The organism is Collinsella sp. An2 (genome assembly GCF_002160065.1).
In the GTDB taxonomy this organism is placed as follows: domain Bacteria; phylum Actinomycetota; class Coriobacteriia; order Coriobacteriales; family Coriobacteriaceae; genus Limicola.
In genome coordinates, this window is sequence record NZ_NFJW01000002.1 from 185,777 (window position 1) to 199,027 (window position 13,251).

Annotated in this window: 11 protein-coding genes; 9 read left to right on the plus strand and 2 right to left on the minus strand. The window is 60.2% G+C overall.

The genetic code is table 11. The features are described 5' to 3' along the window. Positions 1-384: 384 nt before the first annotated feature. The 8 genes from B5F33_RS02660 (at position 385) to B5F33_RS02695 (ending at position 9,941) form a co-directional block, all read left to right on the plus strand. Complete coding sequence (locus B5F33_RS02660) at positions 385-3,612, plus strand: FctA domain-containing protein (RefSeq protein WP_158095289.1); 3,228 nt, start codon at positions 385-387, stop codon at positions 3,610-3,612. Beyond that, entirely contained in the window at positions 3,613-3,963 is a 351-nt protein-coding gene (locus tag B5F33_RS02665; protein WP_239284683.1) for a MarR family transcriptional regulator, read from the plus strand. A gap of 549 nt (positions 3,964-4,512) precedes the next feature. After that, positions 4,513-4,806: a 30S ribosomal protein S6 gene (rpsF, locus tag B5F33_RS02670; protein ID WP_087410247.1), complete on the plus strand. Its 294-nt coding sequence runs from the start codon at positions 4,513-4,515 to the stop codon at positions 4,804-4,806. 75 nt (positions 4,807-4,881) lie between these two features. Further along, positions 4,882-5,343 carry a single-stranded DNA-binding protein gene (gene ssb / locus B5F33_RS02675; RefSeq protein ID WP_087410248.1) on the plus strand — a complete coding sequence of 154 codons (462 nt, stop codon included), beginning with the start codon at positions 4,882-4,884 and terminating at the stop codon, positions 5,341-5,343. 64 nt (positions 5,344-5,407) lie between these two features. Next, complete coding sequence (gene rpsR, locus B5F33_RS02680) at positions 5,408-5,674, plus strand: 30S ribosomal protein S18 (protein WP_087410249.1); 267 nt, start codon at positions 5,408-5,410, stop codon at positions 5,672-5,674. 66 nt (positions 5,675-5,740) lie between these two features. Next, positions 5,741-6,682 (plus strand): DUF2232 domain-containing protein, encoded by a 942-nt coding sequence (locus B5F33_RS02685; protein WP_158095290.1) that lies wholly within the window; start codon positions 5,741-5,743, stop codon positions 6,680-6,682. A gap of 39 nt (positions 6,683-6,721) precedes the next feature. After that, positions 6,722-7,243, plus strand: a complete 522-nt coding sequence (gene rplI, locus B5F33_RS02690) for a 50S ribosomal protein L9 (RefSeq protein WP_087410251.1) — start codon at positions 6,722-6,724, stop codon at positions 7,241-7,243. A gap of 628 nt (positions 7,244-7,871) precedes the next feature. Next, a complete protein-coding gene (locus B5F33_RS02695) occupies positions 7,872-9,941 on the plus strand; it encodes an elongation factor G (protein ID WP_087410252.1) in 2,070 nt (689 codons plus the stop codon). Between the two features lie 164 nt (positions 9,942-10,105). Here the strand turns inward: B5F33_RS02695 and B5F33_RS02700 are convergent, their stop codons facing one another. Next, the gene (locus B5F33_RS02700) at positions 10,106-11,023 is read right to left on the minus strand and encodes an ATP-dependent sacrificial sulfur transferase LarE (RefSeq protein WP_087410253.1); all 918 of its coding nucleotides are present in this window, start codon (positions 11,021-11,023) and stop codon (positions 10,106-10,108) included. 125 nt (positions 11,024-11,148) lie between these two features. Here B5F33_RS02700 and B5F33_RS02705 point away from each other — a divergent pair, with 125 nt between their 5' ends. Continuing rightward, the gene (locus B5F33_RS02705) at positions 11,149-11,799 is read left to right on the plus strand and encodes an HAD family phosphatase (protein ID WP_087410254.1); all 651 of its coding nucleotides are present in this window, start codon (positions 11,149-11,151) and stop codon (positions 11,797-11,799) included. Positions 11,800-11,951: 152 nt separating this feature from the next. Here the strand turns inward: B5F33_RS02705 and B5F33_RS02710 are convergent, their stop codons facing one another. Continuing rightward, positions 11,952-13,085, minus strand: a complete 1,134-nt coding sequence (locus B5F33_RS02710; protein WP_087410255.1) for a LacI family DNA-binding transcriptional regulator — start codon at positions 13,083-13,085, stop codon at positions 11,952-11,954. Between the last annotated feature and the right edge of the window lie 166 nt (positions 13,086-13,251).

A 13,251-nucleotide genomic window follows, 5' to 3' on the forward strand; every position in this document is an offset into this window, starting at 1 on the left:
TTGCGCCGGACCACTCGACAAAAGCGGTGGTCACACGGTTCAAACGACGTGGAAATGGAGAGGTGACTTGCTGTGAGACGAAGGGGATGGAGAATCGCTGCGATACTCTGCGCGTTCGTGACGATGCTCCTTGCATGGGGCGCTCCCGCACATGCGTGGGCGGATGAGTTGATGGTTGGTGAAGGCACCGAGTATTCTGAGTTAAAGGATGCAGTTGCTGCGGCAAAAGACGGAGACACAATCACGCTTACTGGGAATGCGACGCTTCCTACGACGAGTTTTTCGGCGGGTAAAACGCTGGTCATCGACGGGGCCGGCTTTACGATTGACGCGGATCAAGCGTATCTGAATATTGCCGGTAATGTTACTTTCAGGAACTGTACGGTGAATTTCCACGGCGTTCCCAACGGACACTGGATGTACATCTACATGGCATCAAACGGTAGCCTGACGTTTGAAGATGCCACTGTAACCATTGACGGTTCGGAGGCCGCCGATAATACGACTGCTATGTATTTTCCGGAGCCTAATACTCCGCCTGCTGACTTTGCTGCGAACAATACGACGCTTACCATTAAGAATTGCAGGGGAAATGGCATCAGCTGGGGCGGTTCGACGAGCGTGCGCAGGAACACTCTGTCGTTTACGAACAGCAATGTCACCATTCAAAATTGCGCCGAAAAGAACACCAACGGCGGCGGTGGCATCATCGGTACATTTGATGTCACGGTTACCGGCGGTTCTTTGAGCGTTTTGGGCAATAAGAGCTATGGTTCGAATGGCTCAAACTATACTATCTCCGGCGCCGTGGTGACTTATAACGACAACGGGACCCACGGGCTGTCTGCGACGGACCTTGTCATAAAAGATGGATCAAGGGTGTCTGCAGATAATAACGGTTACTATGGCGTTTACGCTAACGGTGCGTTCCTGGTCGATGGAACCTCTTCTTTGACCGTGACGCGGAATTCGAGTCGGTATGACTGTGCCGGCCTCAAGCTCACCTCCGGTGTGACCGACGGTCACGTGGAGAAGGGTGCGACCGTCACCATCACCGACAATTACTGCAGCGGCCTTTCCAACAACGGCAAGGTCGTCTTCGACGAGGGATCGCACCTCACCATCACGGGCAACATGAACGACAAGGGCACGACGAGCAACGGCGGCGGCATCTATAACAGCGGCGCCTCGGCCAACCTCACGATTCCGTCCGATACCGTGATCTACAACAACCATGCCAAGACCGCAGGCGACGACATCTTCAACAACACGACGTCCACCATCACATTCCCCGAGGTCGGCTCCGATTGGAAGCTTGACGGCAAGGGCATCGGCGGCATCAAAGATGATTGCGAGGACGCTATCGACGGCTGGTACGATGACTCCGCAGATGCTCGCTGGGAGGCGCACGCCGCTGACTGGAGCAAGAATCACGTTGAGCTGTTTGATTCTTCTACCACGGGGGTGACCGGCCTTACGACACTTAAGGCTGCGCATGGTCTTATCCCCTTTGATCCTGGTGAGGAGAATCCCAACTGGGATAAATCCAAGTCGAAGACTGCCACTAATCTTAACCAGGACTTTGAGTCCGACGTGACGCTCTCGCTTCCTTCTGCGAATCAGGAGCTCGTCTCGGATATTGTGTTCGTTATCGATGAGTCGAGCTGCAGCGAGCCTGTGAAGGAGGAAGTCGCCTCGTTGCTGTCCAACCTCTATGGTCGCATCGAAGACACTGACGCGACGATTAAGGTTGGAGCAGTTCAGTTCCGCGGTGAGGTGACCAAATTCCCGCTCGCTGCGTTGTCTGAAAAGACCAAGGACGACATTGCCGCTTTCATGGGTGATCGTCCTGACGTTGCGGGCTCAAACATGAGCGCTGGTCTTATCGCTGGCGAGAAGATGCTCGACGCTGATACCAGCGTCGACGCAGACCGTAAGTACCTCATCCTGGTGAGCGACGGCATCACCTATATCTGGGATGACGAGAACACGGACACCCAGGAGAACTACGGAATCAACTTTGCGAATGGGGATGCGCCCAACACCCCGATGGTTGCAGGCCCCGATGGCTGGGACGTCAAGTATGGCTCCAAGAAATATCCTGACGATTGGGACGTGTGGCTCCAGAGCGTGTCGGGAAGCGTTGACGAGACGATTGCCGGCAAGAAGAGTGACTACGACCGCGATGGATCTCAGGCCGATAAGCCCTTCGTGAGCTACGACGAGAAGGATGAGTATCTTTCTACGGTTGATGTCGCGCTGTACAAGTCCTATCAGGAGTACCGTCAGATTTCCGGTAAGTACCACACCTATGCCGTGACGGCTGGTGTCGAGGGTGAGATGGCCGACTTCCCCTACGGTCCTTCCTTCATGAGGTGGCTTGCCAACGGCGAGGACGTTTCCTTCAACTCCATCGAAAAGGACATTTACTACTTGCTCGACAAGGGTTCCTCGGTTACCGACGTCATCGGCTACGGCCAGTATGACGACGGCAGCGCCTACGACTTTTCGTTCATCGATGACGCGGGTCGTCTGAAGCTGACCGTTGGCGATGAAACCCTGTCCGCGACGAAGCTCGACGGCAGCCTTCCTGAGAACGCTACGAGTGGCTATACCTTTGGGAAAAAGCAGGAGGACGGCAACTACGACTACGAGCTCTACTACTACGCCAAGGGCCAGGACGGTATCTCCGACGAGTGCTTCGTCTGGAAGATTAATGTTCCGGTGAGCAACTTCGCCCCCGTCCAGCTGACCTACGGTGTCAGGCTCAACGACCCGAAGACCGCCGAGGGAACTTACGGCATCTATGACGCGGACGGCGACGAGAACAACGCCAACCTGTTGACCAACGTCTCCGCGACGCTCCATCCGGTCGATACGAACGGAAATGAGGGGAATCCTGAGGAGTTCCTCAAGCCTACGGTGAGCTATAAGGTTTCAAATCCGACCCCACCGACGACGCCCGGCCAGTCTGATAAGACCACCCCGGATATTGACGTCGACAAGAAGCTGAATGGGCGCGAGCTCAAAGCCGGGGAGTTCAAATTCAAGATTGAATACACCGGCACCTCGTCCGCCGTTAAGCCTAAGGTCATTTATGGCACCAATTCGGCCGATGGCTCGGTGATATTCGATGACGGGTTCGTTTTCAATGATTCTGGCTCCTTCACTTTTACAGTCAGCGAAGTTCTACCTGCCGATGACGATCAGACTCAGGCCGGTGTGCAGCACGATGGCGTTACTTACGACGAAACGACTTACACCATCACGGCAAACGTTGAAGTAGAAGGTAACAAGTACGTCGTAAAGAGTTGGAGCGGTGACACCGACATTACGTTTACCAACGTTGCTGAATCCGACGAGCCGAGCAACCCGGGTACGGAAGAGCCGGAGAATCCCAATACTCCCTCTGAGCCGGAGACTCCAACTGGCCCTGATACGCCGACCAGCCCGGAAACGCCTGAGAACCCCGAAACCCCTACCAAGCCGGTCAAGACCGAGGAAACGCTGCCGAGCACAGGCGACATTGCCCTCGGTGTTGTCTCGGCGGTTGCAGGCGTGGGAATCGTCTGCCTCGGCATCTCCTTCGCGCTTAAGAAGCGGAGCGAGTAGATGGGTGCGGCCACTCCCTCTGTTCAGGGATTCCTACCAGAGCAGATGGTTCGGTTGAACGGACGCCATGCGTTCGTCCACGAGCGCGTTCTCGCGTTCATCGTGCACGAGACTCAGGAGCGCGGGTCGGTGACGTTTTGTAAGGGAGACCTGGCAAAGCGCCTTGGCTGTTGCGACCGCTCCGTCGATCGCGCTCTTACGCGCCTGCGCCGCGAGGGGGACATTGTGTCGACTCCGGTATACGGTGAGTCGGGCGCGCAGCTGGGGAACACGTATCGGGCCACAAAGGACGGCATTAAACATGCCGGAATCTACGAGCGCAAGATGAAGCTCGACCTTCAGCGCTCATAGGCCCACAACGTGCCGAGCAAATCTACATAGGGGTAAGCCTCGATGGACCCGGTCGCATAGCGGCCGGGTCCAGTCATATGTGTGCAGCAAGTAATGCTGAGAACTGCAGGCCCTATCTAAGCAACCCGGGCAATTCGACAAGCCTCGGGTCGCATCCATGCCATCAAACCCCATGCCTATGGTGACACTGTGGAAGTATTCGAAGAAAGTTCCGCTTAAAGGAGTAGTTTCTAATACCAAGCAACGCAATGACCTGCGAAAATTCGGCCGCGGTAAGAAACAGGGGAGATTCGAGCAAGATTCTTGTAAGAACGGGCGCAGGTTTCGGTAAGACCCACATGCGACGATGGTTTTGGCGGCTATGGGCACCGATGCTTTGGCGCCTGAACGGCCGCAGACATGGCCAGGTGGAGGCCGAAATGTGGAGGTCATGATGGGCTGCAACGTTTTCTTGAGAAAGCCGGGTCAAAACGGTATAGTTGCTGAGTCCTTTCCTGCTTCAGGCGCACCTTCACGACCTGAAGCCGTATGTCCGGAGGAGGTGACCACATGAAGGCCTATGAACTGCTGTTCTTCGTCAACCCTTCCCTCGACCCCGAGACCCGTCTCGCCGTCATGAAGCGTATCGACACCACGATCGCTGAGGGCAATGGCAAGGTTGACAACGTTGACGAGTGGGGCAAGCGCAAGCTCGCCTACGAGATCAACGGTCTCACCGAAGGTGACTACACCCTCATCAACTTCCACGCAGATCCCACCCAGATCGCCGAGCTCGATCGCGTCCTGCGCATCACCGATGCTGTGGAGCGTCACATGATCGTTCGTCGCGACGACAAGGAGTAATCGAACGCGTCGGAGGGGGCGCCCAGCGCCCCGGCATGCTTATGCATGCAGTAGGTTTGAGAGGTAGTGAGCCACATGAGCATCAACCGAGTGAACATTTCGGGCAATCTCACACGCGATCCCGAGCTGCGCATGACAAGCGGCGGCACCCAGGTGCTTTCGTTTGGCGTGGCGGTCAACGACCGTCGTCGCAACCCGCAGACGGGTGACTGGGAGGACTATCCCAACTTCGTGGACTGCACCATGTTTGGCACCCGCGCTGAGGCCGTGAACCGCTTTCTGAGCAAGGGCTCCAAGGTCGCCATCGAGGGCAAACTTCGCTACAGCTCCTGGGAGCGCGATGGCCAGCGCCGCAGCAAGCTCGAGGTCATCGTCGATGAGATCGAGTTCATGAGCCGCGGTCAGCAGTCGTCGGATGGTGGCTATAGCCAGGCACCCGCCTCGGCCCCGCGCCAGTATGCTTCCCAGCCACAACCTGCGGCGCCCGTCCAGGCTCCGCCTGCGGTGGACGTCTACGATGAGGACATCCCGTTCTAGGGACGTCAGACTTCAGTGAAGGGCGCAGCGACATGTCGCCGCGCCGCAAGAAAGGTATTTTGACATGGCTAATGATTATTCAGCACGTCAGCCGCGTCGTAAGTACTGCCAGTTCTGCAAGGAGGGCACTGAGTACATCGACTACAAGGATACTCAGCTCCTCCGTAAGTACATGACCGACCGCGGCAAGATCAAGCCCCGTCGTGTCACTGGCGCTTGCACGCAGCACCAGCACGATATCGCGAACGCCATCAAGCGCGCTCGTGAGATGGCCCTGCTGCCGTACACCGTCCCCGTGGTTTCCTCCCGCGGCGGCCGTGACCGCGGCTAACAGACTGCACGCACGTTTCAGATGATTCAGGGCCACCAGAACACACCGGGAACCGAGCTGGCGCCTGTGAAGCCTCCACAGGCCGGCGGCAACGCGTCGCCGCTGTGGTACGTGGGCGTCGCTCTTTCGGTCCTGGTGATCGGGTGGTATCCGTTTCTGGGCGTCATGCTGCTTGCCGGTGTGACGCGCATCTTGGTCGATCGTTCCGGCCCGCGCGCATTTGTGGGTGCGGTGCTGGTGGCGATAGCAACCGTCGTCATCCTTTCGGTGACGTTTGGGCTGTCGTCGGGCTTGGTGGCGGTGCCGCCGCTGCTCACCACCTTGTTGCTCGTGGCATGTATGTGCCGCGGGGCAGCAGGTGTGACGAGCGTGAGCACCGTCGTGGCGGTAGGCACGCTGGCAAGTTTGGCGATTGACGCGTTCACCTTGTCGGGACAGGGCTATTCCGTTGCCGATGTCACCTGCGGGCTCCTCATGGAGACCGTGCGGGCGTCGGCGGGAAACGGTATCGACGCCAACATGGTGGTAGCTACCGTGGAGCCCGTGGTAACGGCCCTCTGGCCGTTGGTCTACGTTATGACGGTCATGGTGAACGTGCTGGGGGCCGGCGTGGGGGCGCTTGTTGCCGCTCCGCGCGTGAACGGCGTCCGTCACCTTCCGCAGATTGCGCGCTTCGACGCGCCGCTGTGGTCGGTCGGCGTGCTCGCCTTATCGGTTCTGGGGCTGGGAGCATCGTTTGCTGGCATTCCCTACGCAAACGTTGTGCTCACGGTCTCGGCTACGGTACTCATGAGCGTTCGCTTCATCTTTGCGGCGCAGGGGCTGGGAGTGCTCTCCGACAAGCTCTCGCGCCTTCGCATGGGATGTATGCTGCGCCCGCTGATCATCTGTTTCGCAGTCTGGGTCGAGGCGATGTCTTTTATCCTGAGCATCGTCGGTCTCATCGACGTGTGGGCCAACTTCCGCAAGCTTCCACGGGGTGGCACAGACGCAGAGACACATAGGTAATCAAAGCGCCGCACACGCGGTGCGTTCGAAGGAGATCTCATGAAAGTCGTTCTTCTTGGTGAGATCAAGGGCAAGGGTGGCGAGGGTGACGTCGTCGACGTCGCTCAGGGTTACGCCGAGAACTACCTCTTCCCGAAGAAGCTCGCCGTTGCGGCTACCAAGGGCAACCTGAAGCAGCTTGAGGAGCGCCGCAACAACATCGAGAAGCGCGAGGCCGTCCGTCTGGCCGACGCCAACGCGCTCAAGGAGACCCTCGAGGGCAAGCAGGTCACCGTCGACGTCAAGGTTGGCGACGAGGGCGTTCTGTTTGGTTCGGTCACCGCTGCCATGGTCGCCGATGCGGTCAAGGAGCAGTTGGGCGTCGAGATCGACCGCAAGCGCGTCGAGCTCGGTAAGCCCATCAAGGTCGCCGGTGCCCACGAGGTTGCCATCTCGCTCTATCGCGACATCCGCACCACCGTCGTCGTGCTCGTGGGCGTGAAGCCCGAGGAGCTCGCCGCCGAGGAGGAGGCCGCTGAGCCCGAGGCCGAGGAGGCCACGACCGAGGAGACCGCCGAGTAACTCGCGGTTCTTCCGTATCATGCCTTGTGCATATATAAGCCCTGCGCTTGCAGCGTGGGGCTTTTTTCATAGGTGCCCACGCCGTGCCAGGGCCCAAACGGTTGGAAGAACTGGTTTCTGCAAAGACGCTTCGCCCTTCATGTGCGGGTGGACCCATGGACGGCTCTTGGTATCAGTAATAGTGGGTTGCTAAAAGCTCATCAGAAACTCGTTTCGGTTTTATGCAGTTGTTTTCAGATTTCCCGAGTAGACCTTCCTTTCAAGCCCCCGAATCCAGGGGTTTTGTCGTCGAAATCGGGCGTCTACTCGGGAATTCCCGAACTAACTGCATAAAACCGAAACGAGTTTCTCCCGACGGCGAAGATTGAGGGAGCCGGTGCGCGATTAGACGCGTTTCAAAGTCCTATAACCTGCTTTCGGCGGCGCCCCATCAACCTTTGTTGTCCCCTTTACCGCAGCGACGCGCGCGCTGGGCGAAAGGTTGGCTTGCGCACCGACGCCAAGGGGTAGTCTCGACAGTAATGTATGAGTTTGTGCGCGCACGGCGCGGCACGCAGCTCAATGCGGAGACGGTTCTCGTCCCAAGAACACAGCGGCACGCCGTGCGCCCCAACCGAAGGAGGTTGCCATGGGTGCACCCGAGACTGCCAAAGTGAGGAACGTCGTCTTGGTTGGCCAGGGAGGAGTAGGAAAGACCTCTCTGGCAGAAGCGATGTTGCATCTTTCAGGCAAAACTGCCCGCCTGGGTGGCCACGCGGGCACCAAGCCCACGCTTGACTATGACTCCGAGGAGGTCAAGCGCGGCGTTTCTATTTCCACCTCCATCGCGCCGATTGACTGGAAAGACCACCGCATCAACGTTCTCGATGCACCGTGCTACCCCGACTTCATCGGCGATGCCTATGCAGCCATGAGCGTGTGCGAGACCGCGCTGTTTGTGGTCGACGCCGCCGATGGCCCCCAGCCCACGACCGTCAAGCTGTGGTATGCGGCAGAGGACCTGCGCCTCGCTCGCGCCGTTTTCATCAACCGCATCGACAAGGAAAACGCCGACTACGACACCACCATGGAGCTGCTGCGCGAGCGCTTTGGCATGCGTTTGGGTGCCGTGACCCTGCCGTGGGGTACGGGTGACGACTTCGAGGGTGTCATCGATATCGTGCGCATGAAGGCTCGTCACTGCGAAGGTGTGAAGCAGACCGAGTACGACATCCCCGAAGAGTATCGTGCTGCCGCCGAGGCCGCCCGCGAGACGCTCTGCGAGCTTGTTGCCGAGGCCGATGACGACCTGATGGAAAAGTATCTCGAGGGCGAGACCCTCACGCAGGACGAGGTCGAGAACCTGCTGGGCAAGGCCATCGCGCAGCGCCTGTTCGTGCCGGTGTTCGTGGGTTCATGCACCAAGGAGCTCGGCGTGCACTCCGTCATGGACGACATCGTCACGTACTTCCCAAGCCCGACGGACTACGGCGAGATGCCGCTTGTCGATGGCGACACGCTGAAGATCTCGGCCGACGACGATCGACCCGTCGCCTTTGTGTTCAAGACCCTGAACGACCCGCAGCAGGGCCGCATCTCCTTTATCAAGGTCCTTACCGGCACGCTGACCCCGGGTATCGAGCTTGTCAACGCGCGCACCCGCAAGGGCGAGCGCCTGGCTCACCTGTACGTCATGTGCGGCCGCGAGATGACCGAGGTCGGCAAGGCCGCTGCCGGCGACATCATCGTCACCACAAAGATCGCTGCCGACACTGGTGACACCCTGTCTGTCTCCGGCAAGGTCGAGGCGGCGGCGTTCCAGTTCCCCAACTCACAGTACCGCATCGCCATCGAGGCCGAGAACCGCGGTGACGAAGAGAAACTCTACACGTTTGTCGAGCGCGCGTGCGACGCCGACCCCACCATGCATATCGACCGCGACGAGGAGACCGGCCAGACGATCATCTCCGCCGTGGGAGAGGCGCAGGTGTCGGTGCTGCTCAACCGTCTTGAAGAGCGCACGAAGGTCAAGGCCCACAGCGTGCCGATCAAGATTCCCTATCGCGAGACCATTCGCCGCGTCGCAAGCGCCCAGGGTCGCCACAAGAAGCAGACGGGCGGCGCCGGACAGTTTGGCGACTGCTGGCTGCGCGTCGAGCCGCTGACCGACGGGACGGATTACGAGTTCGTGGACGAGGTCGTGGGCGGACACATTCCGCGCGCCCTCATCCCTGCGGTGGACAAGGGCGTCCAGGAGACCATGAAGGGCGGCGTCATCGCCGGGTTCCCGCTTACGGGCATTCGTGTCGCGGTGTACGACGGTTCGTATCATCCGGTCGACTCCAACGAGATGGCGTTCCGCACGGCCGCGCGCATCGGTCTGCAGAAGGCCTGCGCCGACGCAAGCCCCGTGGTGCTTGAGCCCATGGAGAACATCACCGTGACGATTCCGGAGAGCTACGCCGGTGCCGTCATGGGCGATGTCTCAGCGAGCCGCGGCCGCGTGACCGGCATGGACACCAACGAGCGCGGCGAGACCGTTGTCACCGCTACGGTGCCATATGCCGAGCTCACCGACTACGCCACGCGTCTGCGTTCCATCTCGCGCGGCACCGGTGACTTCACCATGGAGCCCGCGGGCTACGAGCAGGTCCCGCACGACGTGCAGGAGCGCCTGGTCAAGGAGTATCAGGAGGCTCGCGCCGCCGGTAACAAGTAGTGCATGCGTGCCGGGAGATCCAAGCCCTCGGGTTTCCGGGCATGAAGCCTGGGCATCTATATGCCTGTCACAGGGCGGGCCGCGCCCGTCCAAACCTTAGAAAACGGCGCTGCCGGGAAGCGACTCGCCCGGCGGCGCCGTAATCATGAATGGGGCAGCTTCTGCTATGGCATCCCAACGGGCGACGAGCCTCCGTAGCGATAGGTCCGTGCCACGGGGTTTACGGTGCGCCGGCTAAGACGCTGCAGCTCGTGAACGATGCTCGGGGGAATGCACACGCCGTCGTCCGGTTCTTTGCGGGCGTCCATGCGCAGCTCTCGGCCCCCCGCGTCTTCGTCCGTCGTCGCCATCGTTGCAAGGCGGTCGAGGTCGTCCGGTGCGGCTTCGATGCGCACCGTATCGCCAGAAAGGCGTGCCCGCACCTGCTTGAGACCGCAGCCATGCAGATAGTCTTCGCAGGCGCGCACGGCGTCGAGCTTCTCGGCCGAGAGGGCCTCGCCGGTTGCAATGCGTGTCGCAAGGCAGGCACCTGCCGGCATATTCCATATTGGAACGCCCCATCGACGGAGCATCTCGCGCTCCTCCGCCTTGTGCCATCCGGTTTCCATGAGGGGCGACAGCACGCCAAGTTCGCGCAGCGCGCGCATGCCCGGCCGGTCGTCATATGAGTCGTCGGCGTTGCTACCGTCGAACACAACCGAGATTCCGCGAGCCTGCGCTGCTTCCACGATGCGCGAAAATCCTGCGCGTTTGCACTGATAGCAGCGGTCGGGTGCGTTGCGAACGATCTTGTCCTCATCGAAGGGGTCGAAAGGAATCTCGATGAGCGGCAACCCCATGACCGTCTTATCGCTGCTGGTCGGCTCGTTGTGTTCGGTGAGTTCGCGGACCGCCTGCACTTCGGGTGTGCCGGCAAAGGGATTTATGAGATGCATGAGCACCGCCGCGTGCGGAATGGCGCGAGCGCATGCGGCGGCGAGAAACGTGCTGTCAACGCCACCGGAAAACCCAAGGGCCATAGATTCGTAGCCTTGCAGCACCTCATAGAGGCGCGCAAGTTTTTCATCGAGCTGTTCGGTCATGATGCTCCTTGGGAATAATCGTCGGCGCGAACGGCGGCGCCCGTGTTTGGGTTCGTATTCTGGCACAATATGCGGCGGAATCGTATGAAACGAGGCGGCGCGGGTCGTCGCAAGGGGAGGACGGCATGGTCAAGGCGGTCATGTTCGACATGGACGGCACGCTTTTGGACACCGAACGGCTGAGCGTCGAGTCATGGAAGCAGGTGAACGACCGGCTGGGTATCTCCCTTACCGACGAGGTGGTCGAGAGCTTCATCGGTCGCACCCGCGAGGCCGTTATCGACATCATTGCCGGCGTCGTGGGCGATCACGACGAGGCGGAGCGCATCTATGCGCTGCATCGAGATATCGAGAACCAGATTGCCGAGCATGACCTTCAGCTCAAGCCCGGCGCCCGCGAGGCGCTCGATGCGCTGCGCGATGCCGGCGTCTCGGTGGGGCTTGCAACCTCTTCGCGCCTCGAGACGGCGCGTCGCAACTTTACCCGCTTTGGTCTTATGGACCGGTTCTCGACGGTGACCTGCGGCGAGGACGTGACGCACGGCAAGCCCGACCCCGAGATGTACCTGCTTGCGGCGCAGCGCGCCGGGGTTTCGCCTGCCGAGTGCGCTGCGGTGGAGGATTCGCCCAACGGCGTTCGGTCGGCGCATGCGGCGGGCATGCATACGTTTATGGTCCCCGACCGTATTGCCCCCACGCCTGAGATCGAGACGCTCTGCGATGGCGTACTGGAAAGCCTGTTTGACCTTGTACCTGCGTTTGAGCGTCTAGGCTAGGGGGAGCCGTCCGGTGCGATGGTGCTCGCGCGTCGTCCGCCGCCCGGAGCACATCGCTCGCCGCCGCATGCGGCGAGGAGGCGCCGCGGCGCCCAGCCACCTGTGGGTGTGGGGGTGCTGCGACATCCAGCCGCTCGCGCCGCTCCGCGCTGCTACAGGTATGAGCCCAGGTTTGTCTCGGGCACTTGCGGCGAGCGATGTCCCGCCATGCATGCCATGACGCCTTCTGGGTGGGTACTCGACCGGTCGAGCAAAAAGGGCCGGACGAGCTCTACGCGCCGGGAGGGGCGCTCGTCATCCTCTGTGCTCGCAGGGCTTCGACTCCAGACGGACACCCTGCTCACCTGGTTTTCGTGCTCGGGTTCCAACTCTTCCATGAGCAGTTGGATGCCCTTTCGTCCGATCTCGTAGCCGGCGGGCGCGCAGGTGGTAAGCGTCACGCCGGTGCTCCATGCCAGCGGGTTGCCGTCGCAGCCAGCAACACAGATATCCTCGGGAACGGAGAGTCCGCATGCTCGAATGCCGGCAATCGCGCCGGTTGCGAGCACATCGGTGATGCCGATAACAAAGTCAGGACGGCTGTCCTCGTCGCGCTGGGCAAACTGCTGGCCCAGGCCAAACCCGTCCCCCGAGACGTCCCATTCGCCGGCATCGATGATCTCAAGCTGGATGTCGGGATAGGCAGCAAACACGTCGCGAATGCCGGCGACGCGCTGCGCAAGCATGGTGTCGGACGCACACCCGATCACCGCGACATGGGACGCGCCCCGCGCCGCCGCATGCTCTGCAATCAAACGACCCTGCGCCTCGTAGTCCGCCAGCACGTAGGAGCCGTCGTCTTCGCTCGCTGCGTCCAGGTATACGACCGGAAGGGTAGGGTTGGGCAAAGGACTCCATGCTTCGCGCGAGATAGGCTGAAACAAGAGGCCTGCTATCTGCGTTCCCATGAAGTGGCGCAGCAGCTGTTCCTCAAGCGATGCGTCTCGTCCCGATACCGCAAAGATCAGGGTGTACCCGTATTTGAGGGCCTCGTTCTGCGCGCCGCTGATAATCTGCAGACAAAAGCCGTGGTTGAGCTGCGGGAGCACGAGGCCAACGATCTTGTTGTGTCCTCCGGCAAGCATACGTGCGCTCTGGTTGGGCGTGTAACCCAACTCGCGAATGGTCTCTTCGATCAGACGGCGTGTCTCGGGGCGAACCTTTTCGGGGTGGTTGAGCGCGTTGGAGACGGTGCCCAGGCTCACGCCCGCGGCCCGTGCGACGTCGATAATCTTTACCTTTGCCATGACGTTCCCCAATCGTCACCCAGAAAGCAGCATATAGCGTCCATCATATCAGAGATTGAAACGTTTTAATATCGCAGTATGATGCTGTAATCCGAGATTGCAGGCATGCTGGTATCGTGATTTGCATACCAGATATCGCCAGCGACGCGCAGCTTCGGTAGAATGG

Coding starts and splice junctions, on each gene's coding strand:
- B5F33_RS02665 (WP_239284683.1), top strand. CDS start 3,613: ATGGGTGCGGCCACTCCCTCTGTTCAGGGATTCCTACCAGAGCAGATG.
- rpsF (WP_087410247.1), top strand. CDS start 4,513: ATGAAGGCCTATGAACTGCTGTTCTTCGTCAACCCTTCCCTCGACCCC.
- ssb (WP_087410248.1), top strand. CDS start 4,882: ATGAGCATCAACCGAGTGAACATTTCGGGCAATCTCACACGCGATCCC.
- rpsR (WP_087410249.1), top strand. CDS start 5,408: ATGGCTAATGATTATTCAGCACGTCAGCCGCGTCGTAAGTACTGCCAG.
- rplI (WP_087410251.1), top strand. CDS start 6,722: ATGAAAGTCGTTCTTCTTGGTGAGATCAAGGGCAAGGGTGGCGAGGGT.
- B5F33_RS02695 (WP_087410252.1), top strand. CDS start 7,872: ATGGGTGCACCCGAGACTGCCAAAGTGAGGAACGTCGTCTTGGTTGGC.
- B5F33_RS02700 (WP_087410253.1), bottom strand. CDS start 11,023: ATGACCGAACAGCTCGATGAAAAACTTGCGCGCCTCTATGAGGTGCTG.
- B5F33_RS02705 (WP_087410254.1), top strand. CDS start 11,149: ATGGTCAAGGCGGTCATGTTCGACATGGACGGCACGCTTTTGGACACC.
- B5F33_RS02710 (WP_087410255.1), bottom strand. CDS start 13,085: ATGGCAAAGGTAAAGATTATCGACGTCGCACGGGCCGCGGGCGTGAGC.